General features: G+C 68.3%; 30 protein-coding genes. 13 read left to right on the top strand and 17 right to left on the bottom strand.

The genetic code is table 11. From position 1 onward, the window contains the following. Positions 1-26 precede the first annotated feature (26 nt). On the top strand, positions 27-1706 hold the full coding sequence (gene gpmI, locus NXI30_17455; protein ID MCR9096013.1) for a 2,3-bisphosphoglycerate-independent phosphoglycerate mutase: 1680 nt from the start codon (positions 27-29) through the stop codon (positions 1704-1706). Between the two features lie 126 nt (positions 1707-1832). Here gpmI and NXI30_17460 read toward each other — a convergent pair whose 3' ends face one another. Then, positions 1833-2402, bottom strand: coding sequence for a MarR family winged helix-turn-helix transcriptional regulator (locus NXI30_17460; GenBank protein ID MCR9096014.1), 570 nt, complete (start codon positions 2400-2402; stop codon positions 1833-1835). Between the two features lie 152 nt (positions 2403-2554). On the opposite strand from NXI30_17460, the gene NXI30_17465 reads away from it, so the two are divergent. Both NXI30_17465 and NXI30_17470 read left to right on the top strand, forming a co-directional pair. Next, positions 2555-4345 carry an alpha/beta hydrolase gene (locus NXI30_17465; GenBank protein MCR9096015.1) on the top strand — a complete coding sequence of 597 codons (1791 nt, stop codon included), beginning with the start codon at positions 2555-2557 and terminating at the stop codon, positions 4343-4345. Further along, positions 4342-4866, top strand: a complete 525-nt coding sequence (locus NXI30_17470; protein ID MCR9096016.1) for a YkgJ family cysteine cluster protein — start codon at positions 4342-4344, stop codon at positions 4864-4866. Before NXI30_17465 ends, NXI30_17470 begins: the two co-directional genes overlap by 4 nt. Here the strand turns inward: NXI30_17470 and NXI30_17475 are convergent. The 10 genes from NXI30_17475 to NXI30_17520 form a co-directional block, all read right to left on the bottom strand. Continuing rightward, entirely contained in the window at positions 4863-5576 is a 714-nt protein-coding gene (locus NXI30_17475; GenBank protein ID MCR9096017.1) for a DUF4349 domain-containing protein, read from the bottom strand. The two genes, NXI30_17470 and NXI30_17475, sit on opposite strands and share 4 nt — an antisense overlap. 44 nt (positions 5577-5620) lie before the next feature. After that, entirely contained in the window at positions 5621-6238 is a 618-nt protein-coding gene (locus NXI30_17480) for a glutathione S-transferase family protein (GenBank protein MCR9096018.1), read from the bottom strand. Between the two features lie 47 nt (positions 6239-6285). Next, on the bottom strand, positions 6286-6951 hold the full coding sequence (locus NXI30_17485) for a methyltransferase domain-containing protein (GenBank protein ID MCR9096019.1): 666 nt from the start codon (positions 6949-6951) through the stop codon (positions 6286-6288). Between the two features lie 4 nt (positions 6952-6955). Then, complete coding sequence (locus NXI30_17490) at positions 6956-7333, bottom strand: GFA family protein (GenBank protein ID MCR9096020.1); 378 nt, start codon at positions 7331-7333, stop codon at positions 6956-6958. 99 nt (positions 7334-7432) lie between these two features. Next, the gene (locus tag NXI30_17495; protein MCR9096021.1) at positions 7433-8113 is read right to left on the bottom strand and encodes a DUF4336 domain-containing protein; all 681 of its coding nucleotides are present in this window, start codon (positions 8111-8113) and stop codon (positions 7433-7435) included. Positions 8114-8236: 123 nt separating this feature from the next. After that, positions 8237-8455: an Rdx family protein gene (locus tag NXI30_17500; protein MCR9096022.1), complete on the bottom strand. Its 219-nt coding sequence runs from the start codon at positions 8453-8455 to the stop codon at positions 8237-8239. 404 nt (positions 8456-8859) lie between these two features. Further along, positions 8860-8955 (bottom strand): VOC family protein, encoded by a 96-nt coding sequence (locus NXI30_17505; GenBank protein MCR9096023.1) that lies wholly within the window; start codon positions 8953-8955, stop codon positions 8860-8862. Between the two features lie 27 nt (positions 8956-8982). Next, positions 8983-9252, bottom strand: a complete 270-nt coding sequence (locus tag NXI30_17510; protein MCR9096024.1) for a hypothetical protein — start codon at positions 9250-9252, stop codon at positions 8983-8985. Between the two features lie 44 nt (positions 9253-9296). After that, on the bottom strand, positions 9297-10250 hold the full coding sequence (locus NXI30_17515) for an SDR family NAD(P)-dependent oxidoreductase (GenBank protein ID MCR9096025.1): 954 nt from the start codon (positions 10248-10250) through the stop codon (positions 9297-9299). A gap of 113 nt (positions 10251-10363) precedes the next feature. After that, positions 10364-11470 (bottom strand): exo-alpha-sialidase, encoded by a 1107-nt coding sequence (locus tag NXI30_17520; protein MCR9096026.1) that lies wholly within the window; start codon positions 11468-11470, stop codon positions 10364-10366. 140 nt (positions 11471-11610) lie between these two features. On the opposite strand from NXI30_17520, the gene NXI30_17525 reads away from it, so the two are divergent. Then, positions 11611-12246 (top strand): hypothetical protein, encoded by a 636-nt coding sequence (locus NXI30_17525; GenBank protein MCR9096027.1) that lies wholly within the window; start codon positions 11611-11613, stop codon positions 12244-12246. Positions 12247-12253: 7 nt separating this feature from the next. Here the strand turns inward: NXI30_17525 and NXI30_17530 are convergent, their stop codons facing one another. Both NXI30_17530 and NXI30_17535 read right to left on the bottom strand, forming a co-directional pair. Further along, entirely contained in the window at positions 12254-12820 is a 567-nt protein-coding gene (locus tag NXI30_17530; protein MCR9096028.1) for a nuclear transport factor 2 family protein, read from the bottom strand. A 48-nt stretch (positions 12821-12868) separates the two neighbouring features. Then, complete coding sequence (locus NXI30_17535; protein MCR9096029.1) at positions 12869-13639, bottom strand: hypothetical protein; 771 nt, start codon at positions 13637-13639, stop codon at positions 12869-12871. 171 nt (positions 13640-13810) lie between these two features. On the opposite strand from NXI30_17535, the gene NXI30_17540 reads away from it, so the two are divergent. The 3 genes from NXI30_17540 to NXI30_17550 all read left to right on the top strand — a co-directional run bounded on the left by NXI30_17540 (position 13811) and on the right by NXI30_17550 (position 17809). Further along, positions 13811-14842, top strand: coding sequence for an LLM class F420-dependent oxidoreductase (locus NXI30_17540; protein MCR9096030.1), 1032 nt, complete (start codon positions 13811-13813; stop codon positions 14840-14842). A gap of 28 nt (positions 14843-14870) precedes the next feature. After that, positions 14871-15731 carry an LLM class F420-dependent oxidoreductase gene (locus NXI30_17545; protein ID MCR9096031.1) on the top strand — a complete coding sequence of 287 codons (861 nt, stop codon included), beginning with the start codon at positions 14871-14873 and terminating at the stop codon, positions 15729-15731. 308 nt (positions 15732-16039) lie between these two features. Continuing rightward, complete coding sequence (locus tag NXI30_17550) at positions 16040-17809, top strand: FMN-binding glutamate synthase family protein (protein MCR9096032.1); 1770 nt, start codon at positions 16040-16042, stop codon at positions 17807-17809. An 88-nt stretch (positions 17810-17897) separates the two neighbouring features. Here the strand turns inward: NXI30_17550 and NXI30_17555 are convergent, their stop codons facing one another. Next, positions 17898-18398 carry a hypothetical protein gene (locus NXI30_17555; GenBank protein MCR9096033.1) on the bottom strand — a complete coding sequence of 167 codons (501 nt, stop codon included), beginning with the start codon at positions 18396-18398 and terminating at the stop codon, positions 17898-17900. Positions 18399-18703: 305 nt separating this feature from the next. On the opposite strand from NXI30_17555, the gene NXI30_17560 reads away from it, so the two are divergent. Next, positions 18704-20077, top strand: coding sequence for a phosphotransferase (locus tag NXI30_17560; GenBank protein ID MCR9096034.1), 1374 nt, complete (start codon positions 18704-18706; stop codon positions 20075-20077). Between the two features lie 17 nt (positions 20078-20094). Here the strand turns inward: NXI30_17560 and NXI30_17565 are convergent, their stop codons facing one another. Continuing rightward, a complete protein-coding gene (locus NXI30_17565; GenBank protein MCR9096035.1) occupies positions 20095-20883 on the bottom strand; it encodes an SDR family oxidoreductase in 789 nt (262 codons plus the stop codon). Positions 20884-21004: 121 nt separating this feature from the next. Between NXI30_17565 and NXI30_17570 the strand changes: the two genes are divergently transcribed. Beyond that, entirely contained in the window at positions 21005-21862 is an 858-nt protein-coding gene (locus tag NXI30_17570; protein MCR9096036.1) for an SDR family NAD(P)-dependent oxidoreductase, read from the top strand. A gap of 7 nt (positions 21863-21869) precedes the next feature. On the opposite strand, the gene NXI30_17575 is transcribed toward NXI30_17570, so the two are convergent. Further along, on the bottom strand, positions 21870-23243 hold the full coding sequence (locus NXI30_17575; GenBank protein MCR9096037.1) for a hypothetical protein: 1374 nt from the start codon (positions 23241-23243) through the stop codon (positions 21870-21872). Positions 23244-23471: 228 nt separating this feature from the next. Here NXI30_17575 and NXI30_17580 point away from each other — a divergent pair, with 228 nt between their 5' ends. The 3 genes from NXI30_17580 (at position 23472) to NXI30_17590 (ending at position 24461) form a co-directional block, all read left to right on the top strand. After that, positions 23472-23858: a DoxX family protein gene (locus NXI30_17580; GenBank protein ID MCR9096038.1), complete on the top strand. Its 387-nt coding sequence runs from the start codon at positions 23472-23474 to the stop codon at positions 23856-23858. Continuing rightward, positions 23855-24229: a hypothetical protein gene (locus NXI30_17585; protein MCR9096039.1), complete on the top strand. Its 375-nt coding sequence runs from the start codon at positions 23855-23857 to the stop codon at positions 24227-24229. The genes NXI30_17580 and NXI30_17585 overlap by 4 nt, the downstream gene beginning before the upstream one ends. Before the next feature lie 88 nt (positions 24230-24317). Then, entirely contained in the window at positions 24318-24461 is a 144-nt protein-coding gene (locus tag NXI30_17590; protein ID MCR9096040.1) for a hypothetical protein, read from the top strand. Here NXI30_17590 and folP read toward each other — a convergent pair. Beyond that, positions 24458-25267, bottom strand: a complete 810-nt coding sequence (folP, locus tag NXI30_17595) for a dihydropteroate synthase (protein ID MCR9096041.1) — start codon at positions 25265-25267, stop codon at positions 24458-24460. The genes NXI30_17590 and folP overlap by 4 nt on opposite strands. A 299-nt stretch (positions 25268-25566) precedes the next feature. Here folP and NXI30_17600 point away from each other — a divergent pair, with 299 nt between their 5' ends. Then, positions 25567-26457 carry a fatty acid desaturase gene (locus NXI30_17600; protein ID MCR9096042.1) on the top strand — a complete coding sequence of 297 codons (891 nt, stop codon included), beginning with the start codon at positions 25567-25569 and terminating at the stop codon, positions 26455-26457. Positions 26458-26465 lie beyond the last annotated feature (8 nt).

A 26465-nucleotide genomic window follows, 5' to 3' on the forward strand; every position in this document is an offset into this window, starting at 1 on the left:
TCGTGTAGCCAGGACGGAGAGATGTGATGGGGGAGTGGGCGCTCGAGAAGAGCCGCCGGTTCGCGGGTGTGGACGGGCCGGTCGTCGTCTGCGTGATGGATGGGGTCGGCCACGGACGGCGGGACGAGTCGGACGCCGTCTGGCTCGCGCGGACCCCGACCCTGGACTGGCTCGCGTCGAATACGCCGACCGGTGAGCTGGTCGCCCACGGCAAGGCCGTCGGGATGCCGACCGACGGCGACATGGGCAACAGCGAGGTCGGGCACAACGCGATCGGGGCCGGTCGCGTCTTCGATCAGGGCGCCAAGCTGGTCGCCAACGCGATCAAGAACGGCAGCCTCTTCGAGGGCGATCAGGCCGGGGTCTGGCAGGAGATGACCGACCACGTCCGCGAGCGCGGCTCGACCCTTCATTTCCTGGGCCTGCTCTCCGACGGCAACGTTCACAGCCACATCGATCACCTGTTCGCACTCCTGCGCCGATGTGATCAGGAGCAGATCGAGCGCGTGCGGCTCCACGTGCTGCTCGACGGACGAGACGTGCCCGAGACGTCGGCCCTCGACTACGTCGACGCGCTCGAGGAGCTGCTCGAGACGATCTCCGGCAAGCCGCGGCGCGACTATCGGATCGCGAGCGGCGGTGGCCGCATGACGACGACGATGGACCGCTACGAAGCGGATTGGGCGATGGTCGAGCGGGGCTGGAAGACCCACGTCCGAGGAGAAGGACGGGGGTTCGCGACCTGTCGCGCCGCGGTCGAGACCTTCCGCGAGGAGTCCGCAGGCATCGGCGACCAGATGCTCCCGCAGTTCGTGATCGTCGAAGGCGACGGCGCCCCGGTCGGTCGGATCGAGGACGGGGCTGCGGTCGTCTTCTTCAACTTCCGCGGCGATCGGGCGATCGAGATCAGCCAGGCCTTCGAGGACGACGACTTCCCCGGCTTCGACCGCGGCCCGCGACCGGACGTGCTCTACGCCGGCATGATGCAGTACGACGGTGATCTCGATCTCCCGAGTCGCTATCTGGTCGCGCCGCCGGCGATCGACCGGACCATGGGCGAGTACATCGCCCGCGCCGGACTCCCGCAGCTCGCGATCAGCGAAACGCAGAAGTTCGGCCACGTCACCTACTTCTGGAACGGCAACCGGAGCGGGGCCTTCGACGAGGCCGTCGAGACCTACGTCGAGATCCCCTCCGACGTCCTTCCTTTCGAGGAACGACCGTGGATGAAGGCCGCGGAGATCACGGACCGTCTGATCGAAGAGCTCCGGACCGGACGCTACCGACACGCCCGCGTCAACTACGCGAACGGCGACATGGTCGGTCATACGGGACACCACGCGGCCGCGATCCAGGCGGTCGAAGCGGTGGACCTGCAGATCGCGCGACTTCTCCCGGTGATCGAGTCTCTCGGTGGCGCGCTGGTCGTGACTGCGGATCATGGCAACGCCGACTGCATGTTCGAGCTCGACAAGAAGACCGGCGAGCCCGCCACGGATGCCGACGGCAACGCGAAGGTCAAGACCAGCCACACCCTGAACCCGGTTCCGCTCCACGTCCATACGCCGGGCAAGACCGTCACGCTCGACGCGCGCAGGATGACGACCGCGAAGCCCGGGCTCGCCAACCTCGCCGCCACCGTCCTCGACCTCATGGGCCTCGAAGCCCCGGAAGACTACGACCCCTCCCTCCTCGCCAGCGACTGACGAGTCAGGGAGCCGCGACCGCGGCGTCGGCTCGCGCGCGCTCCGCGTAGGCGGATGCGCACGCCACGAGTCGAGCTGAGAAGTTGGCGCGGACGACCCCGTTGCCGAGCGCCCGCAGGCAACAGACTAGAACGAGTCGCTCATCTTCGTGAGAAGCCGGGTGAACTCCGCCTGCTCTTCGGTGGTGAGCGCCTTCTTCGTGTGCTCGACGACGTTGAGCAGGCCGGCCTGGTAGCGCTGGAGCGCTTCGAAGGCGGCGGGCGTCGCTTCGAGGACGACCGAGCGGCGGTCCTGCGGGTTCGGATGCCGATTGACGAGCCCGCGATCCTGGAGTCGATCGACGATCGCGGTCATCGTGCTTCTCGGCAGTCCGAGATCGGCGACCAGACTCTTCACGCTCGTCGGGCCGCTCGAGGTGAGCAGGGCGAGCAGGTCGAGCTCACGGCCGAAGAGGCCGGTGGTGACCTCGAGGTTGATGCCGCGGAGCCTCAGTCGAAGGCTCATGTGAACCATCGCATCGAGCATGGCCCGATCCGGCGGTGCCACAGCGTCGAGGCGGTCCTGCGCCGAAGGGCCAGCCGCGGCCACCGGCGTGGGGCGGGCGGCCAGGTTCATGCCGCCTCCCGGCGGCTGCTGTCCGTTTGGGTTCATGGTTGCGATGCTCTCGTTCAGAGGGGTGTGGATTTGTGTCGTCATGCCCTTTGATACGTTCGAAGGGTCGAACCGGTTTCGTCCAAGATCAATCCTAAAGTACGGCCATCGAAGCAATGTCACGAAACTTCTACGGTTTCCTTTCGGATCGGGGAATCTCTACGGATCTGCCCGTCGAAACGCGTGGAGAGTCACTCGTGACGGTTCGTCGGATTCGCGTCGATGTGATCGCGATCGCAGCGTTAGGTTTTTTCTTCTCTAGCGGCTTCACCACGCCCACGATCTCGACCGCCGCGCCGCAGCCGGATCTCGGCGTCCACTACGCCCCGGAGGACCCGGACGCGCCGGCGGATCGCGACCGGACCTACGACTACTACCCGCCGACCCGGCCCGGCGGCGCCGTCGTCGTCTTCGTCCAGAGCCATCGTTGGAGTGAGCGCATCCCCGACCGGCTCCTGCTCTCGGGCTTCGTCAAGGGCGTGATTCGCGGCGGACACGCGGTCTTCGTCGTGCGCCATCGAAGCGGGTCGCGCGCTCGCCATCCGGGGCCCGCGCGGGACGTCGCGAAAGCCGTCGCGCATCTGCTCACGCGGGTGCGCGAAGAGGGCCTCGACCCGGAGCGGGTCTTCCTCGTGGGGCATACGTCCGGTGCCCAGACGGCGTTGCTGGTCGCGCTCGATCCGCGGCATCTCGAGGCCGAGGGTGTCTCGCCGGACGCGATCGCCGGCGTCGTCTCCTTCTCCGGGGTCCTCGATCTCGGACCGCGTCCCGAGCGTCTCGCCGAGGAAGAAGCCGCGATCGCCGCGGCGTTCCCTTCGCTCCGTGACCGGGCGGAAGCCCAGCCCGCCTCCTGGCTCGATCGGGATCGCCCTCCGATCCTGCTCCTCACCGCCGGCCGCGACCTACCCGGACGGACCGCGGAAGCGCAGGCGTTCATGGAGCAGTCGAAGCGTGTCGGGCGCGGGCCCGTACAACGCTTCCTGATCGACGGTCGGGACACCGCCACGATCCTGGATCTCGTCTCGCGCAGCGGAGCCACGCAGCTCCTCGAATTCCTCGACCACGATTCGAAGAGCGGCGCCCTGCCGGAACGCTGGCAGATCGTCGAGACCTGGAACGATCCGCCTCCGCCATTCACGACCGAAGACTTCCACACGCGCTTCGCGGACCTGATCGAGACCCACGACGCCGACGATCGATTCACGGAGGTGTTGAACCGCCCGTTCCCCGCACCGCCCGGTGCGCCCTTCCGCCTGCGATTCGGCACCTACCGTTCGATCGATCTCGTGAAGCTGCTCGAAGCGATGGGGCCGGAAGAGACCGGGCCGGGCGATTTCCTGGTCCTGACCAATGTCCGCGGCGAGAAGGCCTTCTTTCCCATGTCCCGGATACGCGCGCTCTCGGCGCGGGTCGTCGTGGGGCTCGATGGGGAGCGGAATCTCTTCCGGGCCACGGATCTCTACCACACGGTTCGTCGCTACACGTGGGTCGACGTCCATCCCGAGCGGGTCGACATGGCGCGGCCGCTCGGTGCCTTCCTCTTCTTTCCGGGGGAGGAGCCGAGTCGCTCCGAGTCGCTCCCGCTCTTCGGGCGCTATGCGCTGACCACGTCGTCGTTCGCGCTCGTCGACGGCGATCCGAGGGACGCGCTCGCCGATCTGCCGATCGCCGGGCGGAAGGTGATCCTCGAAGCGCGACAATGTGTGACGTGCCATCGCGTCCGCGACGTGGGCGGGCGAGCGCTCCACATTCGCGCCCGGGACGCGAAGCCGATGGGCGGTCACGCGCTTCCCCTCGAGCGCTATCCGGAGGTCGTCTGGCGACGCTTCGTCTTCGAACAGGAGACCGTCGCCGACGAGATCGGCGCGAACGTCGTCGACTTCACGCCGGAGGAGGCGAAGGCGCTCTACGAGATGATCGTCGCCGAGCGAGAGCGGCGCGGCGTGGCGCCCTGGCACCGTCCCGAGCGCGACCGGGATCGCCCGTGACCGATCCGCTCGACGCACTGCGCGCGCTCCACGCGGACCTCGACCACGAGGCGGAACGGCTCGAACGGCTCCACGCGGAGCGGCTCCAGTGCGGGCGCGGCTGCGCGGCGTGCTGTCTCGACGGGCTCACGGTCCGGGCAGTCGAGGCGGAACGGATCCGCGCTGCCCATCCCGAGCTCCTGCGCGACGGGGCGCCGGGACCCGAGGGCGGCTGCGCGTTCCTCGACGAAGCGGGGGCGTGCCGGATCTACGTCGACCGTCCGTCCGTGTGCCGCTCACAGGGGCTTCCCCTTCGCGTCCTCTTCGAGACGGAAGAGGGCGAGATCGACGAGCGGCGGGACATCTGCCCGCTCAATCTCGACGGCGGGCCCCCGCTCGTCGAGCTCGCCGAGGAAGCCTGCTGGCTCGTCGGTCCCTTCGAGCTTCGCCTCGAGGCGATCGACGAAGCCTTCGGCGGACCGGATGCGGGCCGCGTAGCGCTTCGCTCGCTCTTCGAGGCCGACGAAGGTTCCCTCGATTAGTCGGGGCCGTGTCGGATCACGAAGAGCTTCTCGATCCCTTTCCAGGTCCAGTAGCCGACGAAACCGACGGGTCCGAGAATCCGCTTCGGCTCTTTCAGCTCCAGCGTGAGCGAGATTCGAGAGAGCGCCGCATGATCACGCAGCCGATCGACTCGTCCCGTGAGCGAGTCGAGTTCGGACTGTACGCGGGTCAGCTCCCGTTCGATCGCGAGGATGTCCTTGATTTCGGTCGCCCTGTCGAGGAGGCGGCGCATTCGATCGCGGAGAGCACGTAGATTCGCGATCCGTGCGTCGAGGTCGATCACTTGATCGCTCACGTCGTCGACCGAGACATTCCGCGAGACGACCTCGCCGAGGGCAGCCAGCGACGCGAGCGCGTTCTCGAGCTGGTCGACGGGCACGCGCAGGCCGATCGCGACGCGCTCCTCACCGGAGGCGGACGTGCGGTCCACGCGCCCCCCGAGGTTCTCGACGATCGAGACGGCCCGGTTGCGCGTTCCTTCGACCGACTCGACTTCGAGGTGCAGCGAAGCGCTCTTGACCAGCAGGGTGGGCTCCGCAGAGGCCCGCCGATTCCCCGGAGTGGTCGCATCTCCGCCGTCGAAGGCCATCGCGGAAGCGGGCGGCGAGGCGAGTCCTTTGGATCCCGCACACCCGGGCGCACCGATCAGCGCGAGGAGTCCCAGGACGAATAGCGTGTGCGTTCGCATGCGCCGGAAGACACCACGTCGGTGAAGCCGGTTCCGACCCGGTGCTATTCGGGAACGGCCATCCCACGCTCGACCGCGGGCCGCGCCGCGATCCTGTCGAGCCAGTCGACGAGTCGCTTCCGGTTCGCGATCCAGTCCACGCCGAGTCCCTGGGCGATCCGCAGCCAGGGGAAGTGCATGATGTCGCCGATCGTGTACTGGCCGGCCAGGTACTCGCGCTCCCCGTCGGCGAGGATGCGATCGATCACGCCGCAGAGGCGATCCATTTCGCCCCCGAAGATCTCGATCATCTCCTGGTTCTTCTCGCCTTCCTTGCGCAGGGCCGCGCCCAGGCGACCGAGGTTCGGGCCCACGCCGCCCGTCTGGAAGAAGGCGTACTGGATCGCCTCCATCCGCTCGACCTCGTCCTTGGGGAGGATCCGGCCCTCCGGATCGTAGTTCTCGCCGAGGTGGAGCAGGATCGCGCCGCTCTCCCAGATCGCCTGACCATCGTCGACGATTGCGGGAATCTTGTGGTTCGGATTGATGGCGAGGAACTCGTCCCGGAACTGCTGTTCTTCCTGCAGGTTCACCCACTCGACCTCGTAGTCGAGGCCGAGCTCCTCGAGGGCGATGGAGACCTTGCGACCGTTGGGGGTCTGGGCGGTGTAGAGCTTGATCATCGGTTCTCTCCCGGCGGGCCTCTCGGGCTCCAGGGTGTCGGCGCGCGTCAGCGGCTGCGAGCGTAAGCGAAGTTGCCGACGGCTTCGAGTTCGAAGTCGCGACCCAGCTCCCGCTCGATCCGTTCGCGGAACTCGGTGGCGGTTCGGGGCGGAGCGATCTCTCCGGATCGGCATAGGAGCCGGAGATACCGATCCCCGAACCACCGCCCGAGGACCAGGCTGGAGACGAAGACGTCGCCGCCCGGGGCCAGCACCCGTGCCCACTCCCGTGTGAGCGACGTGGTCTCCGGGAAGACGTGATAGGCGCCCTGGCAGAGCACGGTCGAGACCCCGCCGTCGACGAAGGGGAGGGCGTTGGCGTCGGCCTGGAGGAAGACGAGCCCGGACGGGATCTCGTCGCGGAAGGCGAGCACCCGCTCCCGGGCGCGGCGCAACATCGCGAGCGACCGGTCCAGCACGATGGTCGGGCGCGCACCCTGCGCGTGGCGGGCGGCGGCATCGACACAGGTGCCCGCGGCCACGTCGACGATCCATCCCGTCGGCGCGGAGGCGACGGCGTCGTCGATGAATCGGGTGTTGTCTTCGCGGGTCACACCCCAGGCGAGGCGCAGATAGCGCGGGGAGGAAACGGCCCGGTCGTAGGTCGCGGCGACACGGTCGTAGGGAGCGCCGAGGTCGCCTTCGTCGAGGATCGATTCGAGGTCGGTGTCCACGTCGTCAACCCTCCCAACCTTCTTCGCGTGCAGCAGCTTCCCAGTTCCTCCCGTCGAAGTCTTCGATCGGAAGGTCTGGCAGTCCGCCCTCGAGGCACCGCGCGTTGACACTCCAACGGCTCGGGTCGATTCGCGGTCGATGGAAGGGGTGGATGCCGCAGTGGCGGCAGAAGAGATGCTCGGCGGTCTTCGAGTGGAAGCGGTACGAGGAGAGGTCGGCCCCACCCGCGAGGATCTCGACATGGTCGACCTCGCCGACGGCGAGCAGGAGCGCCCCCTTCGCCTGGCACATCGAGCAGTTGCACCGGACGAGGTGCGTCGCGTGATGTTCGACCCGGAAGCGAACGGCGCCACAGTGGCAGCGCCCCGGAGACTCGGTCACGGCGGCTCCTCCCGAATGGCTGGACGCCGGACCACACTACCCCATTTTCGGATCCCGCCTAGCGTGAATCGTGATTCAACGTCGGGTCCGCTCGACGGCCTAACGTCCGAGGAGCCAGTCGTAGCCCCGGGTGAGTTCCTCGCGTCCTCCGGACTCCTTGACCGCGCCGTGGCAGACGATCACGCGCTCGAAGGGCCAGGCGAGGATCCGCTCGAGCCCCTTGCGGAAGGCGCCACGATCGCGGATCAGGATCTTCTCGAGGAGCGTCGGCGAGAGCCGGTCGTAGACGCCGTTCATCTTGAAGAAGAGGCGCGTGAGCGGTGCGCCTTCGGGGCCGACGTTGAACGCGATGTCGGTCAGGAGGAGCGTCTGGCTCGGCCGATGGAAGAACACGACCTCGTTCGCGAAGGAGAAGCCCTCGAGGGCGACCTGGTCCAGCACGTCGGACCACGAGGGCTCCGGCGCATCGCCGAGGACGCCGGTCGGCTTCAAGTCCTTTCGCTTCGCTTCGAGACCGGGCGCGACGAAGAGCGTGGCCTCCGGGAAGGCCTCGATCCAGTCGTCCAGGAAGAGGTGGTGGAGCTTGTTCGGCGCGACGAGAATCGCGACGCGACCGAGCGCGTCGAGCTCCCGGCGAAGCGTCTCGTCGTAGCGAATGGGGGAATGGAGGAGCAGGTCCCCGTTCGGCAGCCGTACGACCGTCATCCGTGACCCGACCTCGAGTCCGAGGAAACGGAGCGGCGTCTCGGTCACCCACAAGTCCGCATCGAGCTGGCGCATGGGACCTCCTGGCTCGTTCCATCGCGACGGGCCGGCGATCGAACGCTTCGAGCGTATCCCAGCCCCGTGCCGTTCACGCGGGGTGCCGCGATCCGAGGCAGGGGGCGTGGTCCGAGCGCGCGTTCACGACCTCAGCGCCGCGAGGATCTCGCTGGTCTCGGGATAGCGACCCGCAGTGTGCTTCGAGAACACCAACTCGCCATCGACGCTCACGTCGAAGATTCCGCCGTCGCCGCGGATCAGCTCCGCCACGACGCCGGTCTCCCGCTCGATCTCGGCCGCCAGACTGGAGGCCCGGGGGAGATAGTTTCAACGTCCGCAGTAGGTGATCGAGATCTTCACGTTCGAGGCCTCCGTCGATTCCGGCTTCGAGGGTACTCCATCGTCGGATCGACCTTCGAGATCGGGTCTGGCCGCTCGCCGAGCGTCCGCAGGCGAAGGTCTACTCGCCGAGCGCCCGCAGGCGAAGGTAATGTCTAGTCGGCGACCAGCGTCAGCACGTTGCCGTCGAGATCTTCGAAGTGCGCGAGGGTGCCGCCCCAGGGCTGCTTCGTCGGGGGCTCGCGGAAGACGACGCCGCGGGAGACGAGGGTCTCGAAGGTCGTCTCGATGTCGTCGACCCGGAGCGAAACGCCGATGAAACGACCGATCAGTCCGTCGGCCTCCGGATCGTCGGGGGCCAGGCCTTCGATCGCGAGACACGCGGCGCCGGTATCGAGCTCGCCCCAGGCCGCCTCGGCGTTCGCTTACTGGACCGGCATCCCGAGCGTCTCCGAGTAGAAGGCGAGGGCGCGCTCCCAGTCTCGTGTGAAGATGCGCAGCGAGTCGAGCCGGAAGTGCATGCCGATTTCTCCTCGTGGCCGTCCGGATCAGCGCGGCGGGGGCGGCGGGTCGCAGCCCTCGGGTGTTCGTTCACAGCCCCAGGCGCGCTCGGCGGTCCGCTCGTAGCGCTCGTATTCCCTGTCCCGGGCCGCGCGGAGCGGCTCGCACGTCTCCGGGCTCCTCGGATTCTCCTCGAGGCATTCCCGGTAGTCCGCGTCGGCCTCGCGGTAGCGGCGGTGCTCGGCGAAGGCGCAACCGCCCGCACCGGACGAGAGGAGCAGCAAAGTGCCGAGTGCGGTCGCGAGCAGGCGTTTCATGAATTCCTCCCGATCGGCTCGCCCGCGCGAGGGAGCCGTCGGGCTCAGACCGGGAACTTCTCGCCCGACCACTCCTCGCTGAGCTGCCACAGTCGATCCGCGGCTTCCTCGTCCAGCGCGTAGCCACAGACGCCCAGGGACTCGCCGGGGGTGTCGATGGTCGGCGCGACGCCGCAGTCCTCGCAGTAGACCCCGCCCTGGTCGGCGAGTTCCGGACTCGTGGCGGCCCAGACCGTCGTGGCGGCACCGGCTTCGATCGTCTTGAACTTCATGGGCTCGCTCTGGGGACGCATCTCCATGAGCGACTTCACGTCGTCGCGGTCCATGTGGCGCGCGAGCTCGGTGTGGATCGCGCCGGGATGGACGGCGTAGCTTCGGACGCCGCGATCCTTGTAGCGCTTGTCGAGCCCGACGCTGAAGAGCACGTTGGCCGTCTTGGCCTGGCCGTAGGCTTTGAACTTGTCGTACGCGTCGCGCTCGAAGAAGGGGTCGTCGAAGCGGAGCGGGGACATCCGGTGGCCGCCGCTCGAGAGGTTCACGATCCGGGCGGGGCTGCCTGCGATCACGTTCTCGATGAGATGCGCGGTCAGTACGAAGTGCCCCAGATGGTTCGTACCGAGCTGCGTGTCGAGGCCTTCCTTCGTCCGCCCGAGCGGGCACATCATCACGCCCGCGTTGTTGATCAGGCGATCGATCTTCGGGAACCGCGCGGCGATGTCGTCGGCGCCGCGACGCACGGAGTCGAGGTCGAAGAGGTCGAGAAGCGCGAGCTCGATGTCGGCGCCGGGGACGCGCTCGCGGATGCTCTCGGCGGCGGCCTTGCCCTTGGCTTCGTCCCGGACGACGGAGACGATGCGCGCGCCGCGGAGGGCGAGGACACGCGCGGCTTCGACGCCGAGGCCTGCGGAGCCGCCCGTCAGCACGACGGTCTGGCCGGAGAGGTCGATGCCAGCGGAGGCTTCTTCGGCGGTGGTGTCGGCGTTGAAGGCGTTGGCCATGGAGGGGCTCCTCGGGGTCGTCGTGGAGACGAAAGGGGTTTCGGAGAGGCGGGAGGTCGGACCCGCGGAGAGTGCCGAGAATAGGGACTTCGTTCGATCGAGGCTCGGGGCGCTCAGGACGTGGGTTCGTCCCCCGGGAGCTCGCTCGAAGCGAACGACGCGAAGGCGATCCGTCGCCGGTTCCAGGTCCAGGTGAGGGCGACGCCTTCGGGAGTTGCGATCAGAGCCGGGTAGGAATACTCGCCGGGGGCGGTCTCGACGTCGATCCGCGCGGGCCAGGTCTCGCCGCCATCGCTCGACACGAGCAGCGAGAGAGGCGTGCGCGCCGCCCAGTTCCCTTCGACCGGATTGCAGGCGAGGACGACCCGACCGTCCGGGAGGCGGGCCGCGTCGATGCCGCTGTTGTTGTTCGGGATCGCGAGGGCACGCGGCCGGGTCCAGGTCCGCCCCTCGTCCGTCGAGTCCGCGCGGTGGACGAAACCGTCGGTGCTCCGGAAGAGCGCGTGCACGCGCTCGCCTTCGGATCGCCAGAGCGTCGGCTGGATCAGCCCCTTGCCGCCGAAACGAAGGTGGTTGATCGCAACGTCGGGCGTCGCCTTCCAGTCGCGGATGCCGTCCGGGCTCCGATCGAAGAACGCGTCCCATCGTCGCCAGCGCTCGCGGCTCGCCCCCGCGAGCCACGCCCCCGACGCGAGTCGGATCGGCTTGCAGCGCACTGCGCCTCGACCGCCGCGGTCTCCGGGCACGAGGGGAGCGGGCTCGGACCACGTCGCTCCGCCATCCCGGGATCGCTGGGACCACGTCTCCCATTCCCGGATGCGTGGGCCGACCTTGAAGTGGAGGACGAGATCGCGCCCTTCTTCGTCGAGCGCGAAGAGCACCGGATTCCAGTGCGCGACGTCGCCCACCTTCGCGAGGACGCGGGGCGCGCTCCAGCCGCCATCGGGCGCGCGCTCGGCGCCCCAGATGGCGACGTCTTCGGTTCCCTCGCGCGTACCGGCGAACCAGGCGACCAGGAAGCGGCCGGAGGCCTGGCGTACCAGGGTCGACGCGTGGCATTGCGCGAAGGGGCGCACGTCCCCGAAGACGTGCTCGGGGGCGATCGCGTCGTCGTCGTCGCGCGGCGTCGCCTTCATCGTTCGTTCTGAAACGCCGGGCGAAGGGCTCGCGCGGCGCTCGTCGGGCTTCTTCCCGATCGCCCCGTCCGGTGAAAGCACCATTCTCGAAAAATCGTCGACGCGTCGCGCGGCGCGACTTGTGTGCAGGCCATACGCGGACGATAGGCAAATTGATCCAACGCCCCGAACCTTCGTTTCGACCCCGGCGAACGACCCGTCTTCGTTCTCTCCAGGAGCCCAGCATGATCAAGACCGGCAACGACGTTCTCTTCCAGGAGCCGACCTGCGACACGCGGCGCTTGCGCCGATCCGTCGTCGTCGACGCCTCCGCCGACGAGTTCTCGATCCAGTTCGTCGCAGAGCCCTTCGCCTTCGAAGTGGACCAGGAGGTCCTCATGTACTTCAACGGGAAGCGCGAGTTCATGCAGCAGATCGCGCGCGTGACCGAGGTCTCGCTTCCCGAGGAGGGGTCGGACGAGTCGATCACGTTCGCGCTCGAGGCGGTCGGGGACCCGATCTCCGCCGAGAACCGCCAGCACTATCGCGTGAGCACGATCAGCGCGAATCTCGAAGCGAACGTCGGAGACGAGGAGAACCTGTCGGTTCAGGATCTCTCCTCGACGGGCTTCGCCGTTCTCGCCACGAACGAGTACGAGCTGGGTCAGACCGTGGAGGTCTCGATCGCCCACGGCGAGGAACAATGTCACGGGATCGCCTCGATCCAGAGCGTGCGGGACTTCGGCGGCGGCCGGATCCGCTACGGGATGCGCGCGATCGAAGAGGACCCCCATACCGGCGAGTTCCTCCAGGTCCTGCAGCGCATCTCCCTCGCGGTCCAGCGCGAGCAGCTCCAGCGGAGCGGCGGCGCCTCGGCCTGAATCCGGCTCACTCGCCTCCGACTGAATCCGGGCCGTTCGCGCGGATGTTTCCCTGGCGCGGCGCGGCGATCGTCGCGAGCAGCCGTTGGATCACGTCGCTGCCGTCGCGTCGACCCGAGAGGTGGTCCTCCGGGATCTCCCACCACGCGTTCTGCGGAATCGGGATCGTCCACTCGCCGATGGCCGTCCTGTCGGCGATCCGCCAGGTGTCCGCCCTGCGCTCGAAGCGGTCGACGTAGCGAAAGCCGGTCGCGACGCTCATGAAGGGGCGTGGGTCGTCGCTTCGATGGAGCGACACGCCGTAGGTCTCACAGGCCGCCACGTCGCCCTCTCCGAGATCGACGAGGACGTTGCCGACCAGGTGCATCGTCCAGCGGTACTTCGCCGTCAGTCCGTCGACCCACGTGATGAACTCGTCGACGGTCCCGTCGAAGCTGCCGTGGTGGTCGCGCGCGTCGTCGTGGTAGCAGCCGCGGACGAGCTCGAAGTCGCGGCGATCGATCCCCCGGCAGTAGCGGAGGACGACTTCTTCGATCGCCTGCTTGTCGAGAAGCGCTTCGAGTCGCGGGTCCATGCCGCGAGGCTAGCAGCCTCGGCGCCCCGCGATCGTGCGAGGACGCGTCTACGCCTCGCCTTCAGCGGCGTTCGCTTCGGGCTCGATCCCGAGGACACGACGCCGGTACGCGTCCGGCATGAAGAAGGCGAGCCACCAGCACCCGGTGTTCAGGAGGCTCGAGCAGGAGATCAGGCTCGCGCCGAGGGGGGCGAGGATCGGGAGGCCGGTCACCCGGATCGTCATGATCGCGGCGATGAGCGCGACGCTGGCGAAGCTGGCCATCGCCCAGAGCAGGAATCGATGGGTCGTCTCGGGGTTCGCCAGGCCGAGCGCCGCACGCTTCTTCATCTTGCCGTAGTAGCCGACCGACTCGAGCCCGTTCCAGAAGAAGGAAGCGCCGACGGAAGCCATCAGGGCGAGCGTCCACGGCTGGATCTCTGCGATCATCGCTTCCCGTGTCGGCGCGAACGCCACGACGAGCGCGGCGCCGATCCCGCCGATCGCGCCCATCAAGCCGATGGCGACGGAGAGCGCGGCGGCCCAGCGCTTGCCCGCGCGGAAGACGACGTAGGGAAAGCGGGCGAGGGCGGCGATTCCGACGACGATCCCGATCGAGCCCATCGCGAAGAGCAGCGCGCCTTCGGTCGTCATGACCATCGCCGGCACGCGGCTCGCTCCGGTGAGCGGGTAGCCCACGCAGAAGAGCCCGCCGAAGGTGACGGCCAGGAGTCGTTCCGGCACGGCCCGCGTGCGTCGCGCGAGCGCGAAGAGTCGCGCGGTCACGCCCCAGCCGACGAGAACGGAGAGGAGTCCCGAGATGCCCGTGAAGATCGCCATTCCATCCCTTATCGAACGAGGACGGCCTCGGGTTGAGGCCGAGTGGCCGTCCTCCTGCCGGCGGAATGCCGGTTCCCTGCGGCGATCTCGCGAGGCTATGCTCGACGTTTCGCGTCGGCCTCGGATGAGTTCCCCTCGCCGGACGCGGCAACCCTGGACAGGAGTCTCCACGTGAGCGCGAGCAACTCTCTTCGATACGGCGTGCAGTTCGGATACTGGCAAGCCCAGCCCCATCCCAACTTCGTGGAGATCGGACAGGCCGCCGAGGAGCTCGGCTTCCATTCTGCCTGGAGCGCGGAGGCCTGGGGCTCGGATGCGTTCTCGCCCCTCGTCTGGCTCGCCGCGCACACGACGAAGCTCCATCTCGCGACGGGCATCTGCCAGATTTCGGCCCGCACGCCCGCGTCGACGGCGATGCACGCGCTCACCCTCGATCATCTGTCGAAGGGGCGCATGATCCTCGGGCTCGGCGTGTCCGGTCCGCAGGTCGTCGAAGGATGGTACGGGCAGCCCTTCTCCAAGCCGATCTCGCGGACCCGCGAGTACATCGACATCATCCGGCAGGTGATGCGGCGCGAGGCGCCGGTGTCCAACTCCGGCCCGCACTACCCGCTCCCCTACACGGGAGAGGGCTCCTGGGGACTGGGGAAGCCGCTCAAGCCGATCACGCATCCGCTCCGCGCGGACATGCCGATCTACCTGGGCGCCGAGGGGCCGAAGAACGTCGCGCTGGCGGCGGAGGTCTGCGACGGGTGGATGCCGCTCTGGTACTCGCCCTATCGCGAGGAGGTCTACGCCGACTCGCTCGAGGGCGCGCCCGACGACTTCGACGTCGTGCAGGGCGTCTCGGTCAACGTGACCGACGACCTCGAGGCGGCCTACGACGCCGCTCGTCCCGGAATCGGCTTCTACGTCGGCGGCATGGGCGCGAAGGATCGCAACTTCCACAAGGAGCTCATGGCGCGCATGGGCTACCCGGACGAAGCGGAGGCGATCCAGAACAACTTCCTCGAGGGCCGTCGTGCCGAGGCGATCGCCGCCGTGCCCAACGGGTTCATCGACGAGGTCATGCTGATCGGGCCCGTCGAGCGGATCCGGGATCGCCTCCAGGCGTGGAAGGAGAGCCGCGTGAGGACGATGCTCCTGCACGCGCGGGATCCCGAGCACCTCAAGGAGATCGCCGACGTCCTGATGGGCGCCTAGTACGGCCGAGCACGAACGGAGAAACACGATGGACTTTGGGTATTTCGGATTCAATCACGGGGCGCTCCACGAGCCCGACGCGATCGAGCGCGTGGTCGTGACCGCCGAGCAGCTCGGATACGAATCGATCTGGACCGGCGAGCACGTGGTCCTCGTCGATCCCCACGAGCCGCCGTCACCGGTCCCGCCGGAGACGAACTTCGTCGACACGGTCGCGAGTCTCGCCTTCGCTGCCGCGAAGACCGAACGGATCAAGCTCGGCTCGGGCATCATCCTCCTGCCCCAGCGCAATCCCGTCGTGCTCGCGAAAGAGCTCGCCGGGATCGACGTGCTCTCGAAGGGGCGACTCCTGTTCGGCGTGGGCGTCGGCTACGTCCCGCGCGAGTTCGAGACCCTCGGGATTCCCTACGAGGAGCGCGGCGCGCGCATGACCGAACACATCGAGGTGATCCGGGAGCTCTGGACCTCGGAGAAGCCCTCCTTCGACGGGCAGTTCACGCAGTTCTCGGGCATCCAGTCGAATCCGCGCCCCGTCCAGGATCCGCACCCGCCGATCCACGTCGGTGGCATGTCCCCGCCGGCGCTCCGGCGCGCGGTCGCCCAGGGCGACGGCTGGTACGGCTTCTTCCAGGATCTCGACGCCACCGCGGCGGCGCTCAAGAGACTCGAGGACGCGGCGAAGTCGACGGAGCGCCGCGAGGGCCTCGGGCGTCTCGAGATCAGCATCACGCCGCCGGGGCCCGTCGATGCCGACACGGCGAAGCGGTACGAGGATCTCGGCGTCGACCGGCTGGTCGTGATGCGCGGCTTCGGCGACATGAGCGCCAGCGGCGGCGACGCGGTCGACGGCATCGTTTCGTTCCTCGAGGACCAGGCGAAGGTCTTCTGAGGCGCGCGGCTTCGCCGCGTCGGCGCTGTGCGCCTCTCGCCGCGCCCCTTCTGGGGGCGCGGCTTGCGCTGAAGGCTCGGTTTCGCGCGGCTTCGCCGCGTCGGCGCTGTGCGCCTCTCGCTGTGCCCCTTCTGGGGGCGCGGCTTGCGCTGAAGGCTCCGTGTCGATCTGCTGACCGGCCGTTTCGTGCCTGAAACGGGGTAAGGATCCAGCCCGGGGTCCGGGGAACGCTGGATCTTCAAGGGTTCGCTATCGGTTGGTCGGCAGATCAGCCGATGAGTCGTCGAACCCGGAGGTCATTTCTCGGTATGGGCGCAATCCTGATTACGTTGAACGTGAGCGTGTTGGCCGCGCTCGCCTTGCTGGGCCTGCAGTGGCCGCCGGCCTTCTTCGCCTTTCTGATCGTCGGGCCGCTCTCGGTCCTCTCGCTCTGGGGCATCTCCTCCGGCGACGTGTCGGCGCGGACGATCTTCGTGTCGACCGCCGCGATCTCGATCGGTGGCATCGCCAGCCTGGGCTACTTCTGGCCCTCCGCCTGGTACGGCTTCGCCCTGGTCGCACCGATCGTGACGCTGGGCGTGGTGGACATGGTCCAGACGAAGCGGGCGATCCGACGCAACTTCCCCGTGATCGGTCACGCTCGATACCTGTTCGAGGGCATCCGACCCGAGATCCAGCAGTACTTCGTCGAGAACGACCACGAGGGGAAACCCTTCAACCGCGAAGAACGCTCGATCATCTATCAGCGTTCGAAGGGCGCCCTCGACACGCTGCCCTTCGGTACGCAGCTCGACGTCTACGAGCCCGGCTACGAGTGGATCAACCACTCGATGGTGCCGGTCCACCCGAAGGAGATCGAACCGCGGGTCGTGATCGGGCAGGGCCGCTGCGACAAGCCCTACTCCGCCTCGATCTTCAACATCTCGGCCATGAGCTTCGGCTCGCTCTCCGCCAACGCGATCCAATCGCTGAACCGGGGCGCCCTCGAAGGCGGCTTCGCGCACAATACGGGCGAGGGCTCCATCAGCCCCCACCATCTCCAGGGCGGCGATCTGATCTGGCAGATCGGGACCGGCTATTTTGGTTGTAGGAACGAGGACGGAGGCTTCGACTCGGACAAATTCGTTGTGAACGCCCAGCGCGACGAAGTCAAGATGATCGAGATCAAGGTCTCCCAGGGCGCCAAGCCCGGCCACGGCGGCATCCTTCCGGCGGCGAAGATCACGCCGGAGGTCGCCGAGATCCGCGGCGTAGGCATGGACAAGGACGTGATCTCCCCGCCCGGTCATTCGGCGTTCTCCACGCCGAAGGAGATGCTGGCCTTCGTGACCCGTTTGCGGGAGCTCTCCGGCGGCAAGCCCGTCGGGTTCAAGATCTGTGTGGGGAAGCGGCGGGAGTTCCTGGCCGTCTGTCGCGCGATGCTCGAGACCGGGATGGTGCCCGATTTCATCACCGTCGACGGCGGTGAAGGCGGTACGGGCGCCGCGCCCTTCGAGTTCTCGAACCGCCTCGGCTGTCCCCTGGTCGAAGGACTCACCTTCGTGCACAACGCGCTCGTCGGGATCGGGCTGCGGGACCAGGTGAAGATCATCGCCACCGGCAAGGTCGCCAGCGGCTTCGGGATCGTCCGGCTCCTCGCTCTCGGCGCCGACCTCTGTTATTCGGCACGCGCCATGATGATGTCGATGGGCTGCATCCAGGCGCGCAAGTGCAACAGCAACGAGTGCCCGGTCGGAATCGCGACGACGAAGAAGTCCCTGACCAAGGGGCTCGTCGTCAAGGAGAAGTACAAGCGCGTCGCGCGTTACCACGAGGAGACGATCGAAGCCGCGGTCCATCTGATGGGTGCGGCGGGGATCTCCGATCCCGACGAGCTTCGCCCCTGGCACATCATGCGGCGCATCTCGGAGACCGAGTCCCACCACTACGGCGAGATCATGGAGTTCCTGGAGCCGGGCGCACTCCTCCAGGACGACCTTCCGGCCAGCTTCGCGCGGGCCTGGGAGGCGAGCTCAGCGGAGACCTTTGCCCACGTCGAGGACCACGCGGCGGCGGGCAACGGCGCGTCTGCCCACTAGGCCAGGCCTCGACGTCGGAGACCGGAAACGAAGACGCCGGCGAGTCGCTTTAGCGACCGCCGGCGTCTTCGTTCTCCGGGAGTGCCCGCTAGAGCAGCGGGTCGAGCAGCAGCTCCGTCCGGTCGTGCTCGATCACGCCCCAGTCGCCCATCTCGTCGGCGCCCAGCTCGCGCTCGACGACGCGCAGCTTGCCGTCGTTGAACTCGAAGCGGGTCCACATCCCGCCGTGGTCGGACTCGAACTCGAGGTAGCTGCCCGGCTCGACGTAGGGCGCGAGCGGGTCGAAGAAGCGGGCGATCGCGCGAGCGGGCAGCTCGTCCATCATGCCCTCGCGGCCGCAGCCGGAGACGCCGCCTTCCGGCATCTCCTGGACGACGAGGTGCTCGCCGAGGCCGGTCAGGGCACGGACCATGCCGGCGAAGGTCGTGGCCGCGGAGAAGTCGCGGTAGGCCGCGGGGCGTTCGTTGATGCCCCGCGAGAGGAAGGCCTGCTCGTTGGGGAAGGCGGCCTTGACGGCCGCGATGCCGGCGCGCTCACCGGCGGCGCTCATGCGGAAATGCGCTTTCTCGATCCAGACGGCGGTACCCATGGAGTGTCTCCGTGCGAGCTCCGGTGCGAGTCCGGAGGGGGCTTTGCGATCGACGGACGCTGCGGAATGCAGGGCTGGCTGGCCGACCGTTCCTCATCGCGTCGGAATTCCGACCTGTTGCCTTGAGCCCTCCACTCGTCTTCCGTGTCCGATCGCCCCGAGTGCTTCGGCCGACTACGCTTGCTGCGTGTGGGCGACGCGGAGCTGCGCATCGATTGCGCTTCGCTGCCGAACGCCTGCCTGTGTCGGCGACGAAGCTGGACGTCTTCGTACGACCGACCTTCCTTTCCAGGCGGAGGCGCACGATGAGAGTGGAACTCGACGAAGAACGACGCAGGGCCCTGCCGGAGGCTTGGGAGCGCGCTTTCGCCTGGGCCGAGAAACGACTCGGAGGCCGGGTCGTCGCGTGGGAATCCCAGCCGCGATGGCGCCCCGCCTGCTTCTTCGAGCTCGAGAAGGACGGCGAGATCCTTCCCCTCTATTGGCGCGGCGCGCGCGGCGAGTTCCATACGAGCACGAAGCCCCTCGTCCGGGAAGGCGCCGTCATCGACGTGTTCGAGCGCCACGGAGTTCCCGTGCCGCATTCCTACGGCGTCTGCGAGGACCCGCCGGGCTTGCTGCTCGAGAAGATCCCGGGTCGCATCAGTCTCGACCGCGCCAACGACGAGGTCCATCGCGCGAAGGTCCTCGATGAATACCTCGGCGCCCTCGCGAAGATCCACGCGATTCCGATCGAGGAGTTCGAGGCGATCGGATATCGCCGGCCGGCGGACGGCGAGACGAGCTGCATGGGGGAGACGCTGGGCTTCGAGCGGAGCTATCGCGCGGGGAAGACGGCCCCGGATCCGATGATCGAGTTCCAGCTCGCCTGGTGCAAACGAAACGTGCCGAGGGATCGCGACGCGCTGTCGTTCCTCGTTTGCGACTCGGGTCAGTTCATGTTCGACGACGCGGGGCTCACGGGGCTGCTCGACTTCGAGCTGGGCTACATCGGCGACTACGCCGCGGACCTCGCCGGCTTCCGGACCCGCGACCTGACGGAGCCCTTCGTGACGCCGCTCGGCGACGTGATGCGCCGCTACGGCGAGCTCAGCGGACGCGAAGTCGACCTGCGCGTCGTCGACTTCCACACGGTCCGCTTCGCCCTCCTCAATCCGTTGTCGGTCGCCCACCAGGTCACGAATCCGGTTCCGAGCGCCAACTACGTCCAGTATCTCGGGTGGTACGTCTGCTACGGGCGCTGCGGGCTCGAAGTGATGGCGGACATGACCGGGACCGAGCTCGACCCGCCGTCCCTCCCCGACGAGCGGCCGTCACGGAGGAGCGCCGCGATCGGGCAGCTGATCGACCTCCTCGATCCGGAGGCGGCCGGCGACGACGGGGAGGCCGCCTACGAGCGGGACCGGATGCAACGCAGTGCGGTCTATCTCGACCGCTCGGATCGCTACGGCGCGGCCCTCGAGTCCGACGACCTCGACGACGCGGCCGAGCTGCTCGGCCGTCGACCGTCGACCTGGCAGGAGGCGGACGCCGACCTCGAGGCGCTCGTCCTCGAGTCCGGGCCCGAGCGGGACGCCGAGTTCATGCGGTTCTTCCATCGCCGGCTCGCGCGGGAGGAGTCACTTCTGCACCCGGTGCTCCGGGAGCAGCAGGACGCGAAGTTGCCGCCGCTTCGGTAGCGATCTCTTCCGAGCCGCTAGAGCCCTGCCATCCCGAGGTCGAGGTTCGCGCTCGTGATGCCGCCGTGGATCGACAGGACGGAGCCGGTCACGAAGGCGCTCGCCGGGGACGCCAGGTAGAGCGCGCCGAGCGCCATGTCCTCGGGCTCGCCGAGTCGCTTGAGGGGCGTCGCTTCGACCATCGCGTTGTGGACCGCGTCGTTGGTCAGCACGGTCTCGAGCGCCGAGGTCGCCGTCGAGCCTACGGCGATCGCGTTCACCCGGATCTTCGGCGCGAGATCCTCGGCGAGGAGCTTCGTGAAGTGGGTCATCGCGCCCTTCGCCGTGCCGTAGGCGGTGAAGCCCTTGCCGGTCATCTGGCCGATCGACGACGAGATGTTCACGATCGATCCGCCGCGCTCCTGCATGTGCGGGACCGCCGCCTTCGTCAGCGCGAACGCGGTCGTCACGTTGAAGTGGAACGCGCCTTCGAAATCCTTCTCCGAAGTCGACATGAAGTCCTTCGGCATCGAACCGCCCACGTTGTTGATCACGATGTCGATCCGACCGAACTCGTCCACCGCTCTCAGGGCGAAGGCTTCGAGGTTCTCGGTCTTCGCGGCGTTGGTCGGGACGACCAGCGCCTTCCGGCCGAGCTTGCGGACTTCCTCGGCGACCGCTTCGAGCTGGTCTTCGCTCCGGGCGGCGAGGGCCACGTCGGCGCCGTTCTCGGCGAGGGCGAGGGCGGTGGCGCGGCCGATGCCGCGACCGGCGCCGGTCACGAGGGCAACTTTGTCGTCGATTCGAAAGCGGTCGAGGATGGACATGCGGCCAGTCTAGCCCCTCGAACGGGGTGCGCCGGGCCCGATCGCCGGGCCCGCGATCCGGGTTCCCTGGCTAGACTGGTCGACCCCGCGCAGGCGAGCGCCGGAGACGAAGGAGAGAACGATGCAGGATTTCCAGGGCAAGGTCGCGGTCGTGACCGGCGCGGCGAGCGGGATCGGGCTCGGTGTGACCGAGCGCTTCGTCGAAGAGGGGATGAAGGTCGTGATGGCCGATGTCGAGAAGGGAAGCCTCGATCGCGAGGTCGCCCGTCTCTCAGAGGCCGGTGGCGACGTCCTCGGCGTGATCTGCGACGTGCGCGATCCGCAGTCGGTGCAGGATCTGGCGGACCGGACCCTCGAACACTACGGCGCGGTCCACGTGGTCTTCAACAACGCGGGGGTCGCGCCGGGTGGACCGATGCTCGAGACGACACCCGAGGACTGGAAGTGGATCGTCGACGTGAACGTCCTCGGCGTGGCCTACGGCGTGACGACCTTCGGTCCGATCATGAAGGAAGCCGGCGAGGGGCACATCATCAACACGGCGAGCGAAGCGGGTCACGTCTCGAGCGCCGTGCTCGGCATGTACACGGCGACCAAGCACGCGGTCGTCGGACTCTCGGAGTCCCTCTATCGCGAGCTCGAGGGGACCGGCGTCTCCGTCCACTGTCTCTGTCCGAATCTCGTGAACACCGGGATCTTCCACTCCGAGCGCAACCGGGACGACGGCGCCGAGATGACCGCGGCACAGACGGCGACGATGGCGCCGCTCCGCGAAGCGATCACCGAGATGGGGATCACGCCGGCGCAGGTCGCGGGGGACATCGTCGAGGCGATGAAGCAGGACAAGTTCTGGATCTTCACCCACGACATCACGAAGCAGGGACTGAAGGTCCGCTACGAGGACATCGCGGCGGACCGCAACCCGACCAACCCCTACGCGAGCGTCGAAGGTCTCGAGGAGATCACGAAGCTTTCCTGAGCCTCTCTCAGCCGTCGGGAGTCGGCCCCGGATCCGGCATCATCGGCCAGAGAGGCGGCGGAGTCGTCGTCACCGGCTCCGGTCGCTCCTCGACCACGCGGAAGACGGCCTCCGGATCGAGCTCGTTGGCCCGCATCCAGGCCGCGTTCCGGTCGTCGGCCTCGACGATGGCGCGGGCGATCCGATCCTCGGCGGAACGCGGTCGCTCGACCCGGTCGCCGATCTTCCGGTCCCACTCGAGGCGCGTCCCGTCCCCGGCGAGGGGCACCGCGCGCCAGCCCGCTCCGCGCTCGCCGTCGCCTCGCGTCCCGTCCGCGTACGTCGTCGGGCTCGGCGGTTCGAGCCGTCCCTGGGTGGCGGCATAGAAGAAGCGCTGAGCGAAGCCCCGAGTGACCGCGCCGGGCTCGAGCTCGAGCGTAGGGGTTTCGTCGAGGGTGAGGTCGAGCGTGATCCCGCCCGTGTCGATCCCCGTGAAGGCGAGGGCGCGCTCGATCGCGCGGCCCGGGTGGGGTCGGACGTCGATCACGTGGTCGACTTCCCCGTCATCGAGCACTTCGAGATGGAGGAAGCTCGCGTCGAGACCGAGCGATTCGGCGACGCGCTGGCCCAGCGCCTCGCTGACGGCCCAGCGCGGATCCTCGTCCGCCCGTCGACCCCGACCGGGCGAGCCCCAGGCGGTTCCGGTCGGGAGCGTGCCGCGCAGGTTCCGAACGGAGAACGCGCGACCCAGGTGGAGGAGCCGGAAGCGACCCGCGTGGACGAAGCCGTCGACCGAATGTGCTTCGCCGGCAACGAAGGCTTCCGCGCGGACCAGGTCGGAGTCGGAGACGAGCCGGGCTTCGTCGAAGAGCTCGCGGTTGCGGGGATCGCCGATGCGCACACGGGCGACGCCGGCGGGCCCGCGGCTTCCGGTGGCGGGCTTGAGGAGCGCGGAGGGGTGGACGCCGAGGAAGCGGTCGAGCTCCTGCGGCGAATCGAGGATCGCGACGGTCGGTGTCGCGATGCCCGCGTCGACGAGACTCTTCTTCCAGGCGGAGCGCATCAGCAGGAGCTCGGTCTGCTGGATGCCCGGGCCGGAGAGCCCGTGTGCGTCGCGGATCCTGGCGACGGTCCGGAGCGCTTCGGCCGACTGCAGGCTCGTTCCGCAACCGACGATGCTCTCGCTCCGGGCGAGGGCGCGGAGGTCGGCTCGGATCGCCTCGCTCGCGCTTGCCGATCGCGTCATCAGCCGCGTCGCGAATCGGGCCGCCGGCGCGTCGGGGTCCCGGTCGTACACGAGTATGTCGAGACCGCGGGCGCGAACTGCCTCGAGGACGGAAATCGCGCTGGGATCGGCACCGATCTGGATCCACCAGCCGGTCACAGGCTTCGAAGTCGCCATCGCCGCTCTCACCGTCGCGTTCGGCCAGGGAGGGCAGACCCCGCGACCGGATCCTGCCGGATCCGAAGCCCATAGAATAGGTCGGGCTGCTGTCTCGACACCCGGGGCGGCACACCATTTCGACTGGACCGGATGCGCACGTCGCGGCTCCGGGGTTTCCCCGTCCGGCGACCGGGCGGAAGCCCGAGTGTTAAGCTCTCGGCACACACACCGTCGGAGGCATCGTCATTGGACTTCCTGAACCCCTTCCGTCCCCAGCTCTACGCGATCCTCCGGATCGTCACCGGCTTCCTCTTCCTCTGGCACGGCAGCCAGAAGCTCTTCGGCTGGCCCGGGGGTGCGCCCGAAGGCGCGCCGGCCTTCATCATCTACGTGGCCGGCCCCATCGAGCTGCTCGGCGGACTGCTCCTGATCGCCGGTTTCCTCGTCCGGCCCGCGGCTTTCCTGTGCAGTGGATTGATGGCCTTCGCCTACTGGCTGGGCCACGGGACGAATGCCGTCCTTCCGCTCATGAACGGCGGTGAGCTCTCCATGCTCTACTGCTTCCTCTTCCTGTTCATCGCCGCCGAAGGCGCCGGCATCTGGTCCGTCGACGGCACCCGGAACGCGGCGTGACGAAGCTCGAGGTCGTGGGCGGCACGCCGACCGGCCGAGAAGCCCGGCTGCAGCGCGCGATCGCGGGCCTCGCCGCGGAGCCTCCGAGTGCCGAGGAGGCGAAGCGCCGTCCGGCTCGCCCCGGCTTCACGGAGAACCTCGTCTTCGAGTTCGACGAGGCCTACACCGCCTTCGTCGAAGGCTTCGAGACCCTGCCGAGCGAGGAGCAGCTCCTCGCGCTCCAGGCCGTCGACACCCACGTCTCGGCGATGGTTGGTGCGAAGGACGCCTCGCTCTGGACGGAGCGCGCGCGGCGCGAGGACGCGCCGTGGGTCGAGGTTCGCGTTCTCGCTGCGCACGTCATGCACGTCTTCGCCTGGACCAGCCACTGATCCGAGGGGACGCCTCGCGGCCCGAACCCCTGCCGCCCGGGCGATGTCCTAGAGTCTGGAAAGCCGCTCGGCGGCAAAGGAGCGACCCGTGCCCACCGGACTCGAGAGCGTCGAGATCATCGGCTGCCTGGCCCCGCAGGCCGGGAGCTGGCTGCACGCGCTCGCGCTGGTGGGCTTCGTCTTCGCGACCCGGGCGGTGTGCAGCGAACGGGCGCGGGTCCGCAGCCGCTAGTCCTTCGCGTCGAGCGCCGCCTCGACCGTGAGCGCATCGCGCAGCGCGCCCACGTCGTGGGTCCGGAGATAGTCCGCACCGGCGCGCGCCGCATGGAGCTCCGCGGCGAGGGTCGCCGCGCCGACCGAGTCGACGTCGCGTCCCGTGATCGCGCGCAGGAACGACTTGCGCGAGACCGAGATGAAGACGGGCCTTCCGAAGCGCGCGCGCAGCCGCGGGATCGCCTGGAGGACGGCGACCGACGAGCGCGGGTCGCTCCCCAGGAAGAAGCCCATCCCGGGATCGACGATCAGTCGCGCCTCGTCGACGCCCGCGCGGACCAGCTCCTCCAGACGCCGATCGAAGAAGCGATCGATCGAATCGAGGACCTGCTCCGGGGTCGCGGCTTTCCGCGTCGCGCGCTCTTCCCCCAGCAGGGAATGGACGACGACGACGAGGGCGGCGCTCGCCCCCACCCGCTCCCGGGTCGCCTCGTCCGGGAAGCCGCGCACGTCGTTGACCATTCCGACGCCTCGGTCGAGGGCCCAGTCGAGCACCTCCGGCCGAGTCGCATCGACCGAGAGCGGGAGCGGACCGGACGCCAGCGCGGCGACGACGGGCTCGAGTCGGCGGATCTGTTCCAGGGGAGGCACGAGGCCCGCGTCCGGGTTGCTGGAGGCCGGTCCGAGCTCGATCCAGTCGGCGCCGTCGTCGGCGAGGGCGCGCGCGTGGGCGATCGCAGCGTCCGCCTCGAGGTAACGGCCGCCGTCCGAGAAGGAGTCCTCGGTGATGTTCACGATCGCTACGAGAGAAGGACGGTTCGACACGACGGCTTTCTAGCACTTCGACCGTGCAATCGGCGGAACGGAGCCGGCGTCAGGTTTTACACCCCTTTTACGCAAGCCGCCGTCTCCGTCGTTTTCCCTGGAAGGGGTGTCGGCTAAACAGGCAGGACTCGAATTCGGCGTCCAGGCGGGTCGAACACTCCCGATCGGACGCCGACCGGCCGATACACAGGTCGGTTCGAGCGCCCCCCAATCACGCACGCGAGCCCGACGACGGTGCTGCGCTCCTCCCGGAAGCGCGAGCGGGACGGTCGGGATCGCGACGAGGACGGACGACCACGATGGCAGCAGCGATCGAGCCCGGAACGCCGGTGACGACGGAAGACACGCCGAAGCCGGCGACCCGCGGGCGGGCGGCGGCGAAACCGGCCGCCAAGGGCAAGTACCTGCGCTACACGGCGGACCGCCGGCCCGTCGCGGTCACTCTGGCCCTGCTCTCGCTCCACTTCGTCGCCTTCTTCGTGGCGCCGACCTGGCTGGCGGTGGCGCTCGTCGTTCCCTTCTCGATCGCGAGCTTCTTCATCGCGCCGCTGAACCACCACCACCAGCACTTCAACTCGTTCCACTCGCCGATCCTGAACCGCATCTACGAGGTCGCGCTCTCGCTCCAGACCGGCCTGTCCCCCTTCGGTTGGGTGCTCCACCACAACCTGGGACACCACAAGAACTACCTGAACCAGCACCCCAGCGACGGACCGATCGACGAGTCCCGCTGGACCCGCCGGGACGGCTCGACGATGAACCGCGTCGAGTACACGATCAAGCTGGTCGCGATGCACCAGATCGACATCTATCGCGTCGGTCAGAAGCACCCGAAGCAGTGGCGCAACTACCTGCTGATGAAGATCCCGGTCTGGTCGATCCTCGGAGCGCTGCTCTGGATCAACCCCGTGAACGCGTTCCTCGTCTTCCTGCTCCCGGCCTTCGTCGCGCTCTGCCACACGAGCTGGGCGACCTACGAGCACCACGCCGGCTACCACGCGACGGATCACCATGACGCCTCGGTCAACCGAACGAGCCGCGTCTACAACTACCTGACCTGCAACCTCGGCTACCACACGGCGCACCACAAGCGCCCGGGTCTCCACTGGAGCCTGCTCGAGAAGCTCCACCACGAGATCGAGGATCAGATCCCGGCCGATATGGTCATCCCGACCTTCTTCGGGCGCTGACGAGCTCG

The sequence above is a fragment of the bacterium genome, assembly GCA_024742285.1.
GTDB lineage: Bacteria > Myxococcota_A > UBA9160 > UBA9160 > UBA4427 > UBA4427.

Coding starts and splice junctions, on each gene's coding strand:
- gpmI (MCR9096013.1), top strand. CDS start 27: ATGGGGGAGTGGGCGCTCGAGAAGAGCCGCCGGTTCGCGGGTGTGGAC.
- NXI30_17460 (MCR9096014.1), bottom strand. CDS start 2,402: ATGACGACACAAATCCACACCCCTCTGAACGAGAGCATCGCAACCATG.
- NXI30_17475 (MCR9096017.1), bottom strand. CDS start 5,576: ATGCGAACGCACACGCTATTCGTCCTGGGACTCCTCGCGCTGATCGGT.
- NXI30_17480 (MCR9096018.1), bottom strand. CDS start 6,238: ATGATCAAGCTCTACACCGCCCAGACCCCCAACGGTCGCAAGGTCTCC.
- NXI30_17495 (MCR9096021.1), bottom strand. CDS start 8,113: ATGCGCCAGCTCGATGCGGACTTGTGGGTGACCGAGACGCCGCTCCGT.
- NXI30_17505 (MCR9096023.1), bottom strand. CDS start 8,955: ATGCACTTCCGGCTCGACTCGCTGCGCATCTTCACACGAGACTGGGAG.
- NXI30_17510 (MCR9096024.1), bottom strand. CDS start 9,252: ATGAAACGCCTGCTCGCGACCGCACTCGGCACTTTGCTGCTCCTCTCG.
- NXI30_17515 (MCR9096025.1), bottom strand. CDS start 10,250: ATGGCCAACGCCTTCAACGCCGACACCACCGCCGAAGAAGCCTCCGCT.
- NXI30_17520 (MCR9096026.1), bottom strand. CDS start 11,470: ATGGTGCTTTCACCGGACGGGGCGATCGGGAAGAAGCCCGACGAGCGC.
- NXI30_17525 (MCR9096027.1), top strand. CDS start 11,611: ATGATCAAGACCGGCAACGACGTTCTCTTCCAGGAGCCGACCTGCGAC.
- NXI30_17530 (MCR9096028.1), bottom strand. CDS start 12,820: ATGGACCCGCGACTCGAAGCGCTTCTCGACAAGCAGGCGATCGAAGAA.
- NXI30_17535 (MCR9096029.1), bottom strand. CDS start 13,639: ATGGCGATCTTCACGGGCATCTCGGGACTCCTCTCCGTTCTCGTCGGC.
- NXI30_17545 (MCR9096031.1), top strand. CDS start 14,871: ATGGACTTTGGGTATTTCGGATTCAATCACGGGGCGCTCCACGAGCCC.
- NXI30_17550 (MCR9096032.1), top strand. CDS start 16,040: ATGGGCGCAATCCTGATTACGTTGAACGTGAGCGTGTTGGCCGCGCTC.
- NXI30_17555 (MCR9096033.1), bottom strand. CDS start 18,398: ATGGGTACCGCCGTCTGGATCGAGAAAGCGCATTTCCGCATGAGCGCC.
- NXI30_17560 (MCR9096034.1), top strand. CDS start 18,704: ATGAGAGTGGAACTCGACGAAGAACGACGCAGGGCCCTGCCGGAGGCT.
- NXI30_17565 (MCR9096035.1), bottom strand. CDS start 20,883: ATGTCCATCCTCGACCGCTTTCGAATCGACGACAAAGTTGCCCTCGTG.
- NXI30_17570 (MCR9096036.1), top strand. CDS start 21,005: ATGCAGGATTTCCAGGGCAAGGTCGCGGTCGTGACCGGCGCGGCGAGC.
- NXI30_17575 (MCR9096037.1), bottom strand. CDS start 23,243: ATGGCGACTTCGAAGCCTGTGACCGGCTGGTGGATCCAGATCGGTGCC.
- NXI30_17600 (MCR9096042.1), top strand. CDS start 25,567: ATGGCAGCAGCGATCGAGCCCGGAACGCCGGTGACGACGGAAGACACG.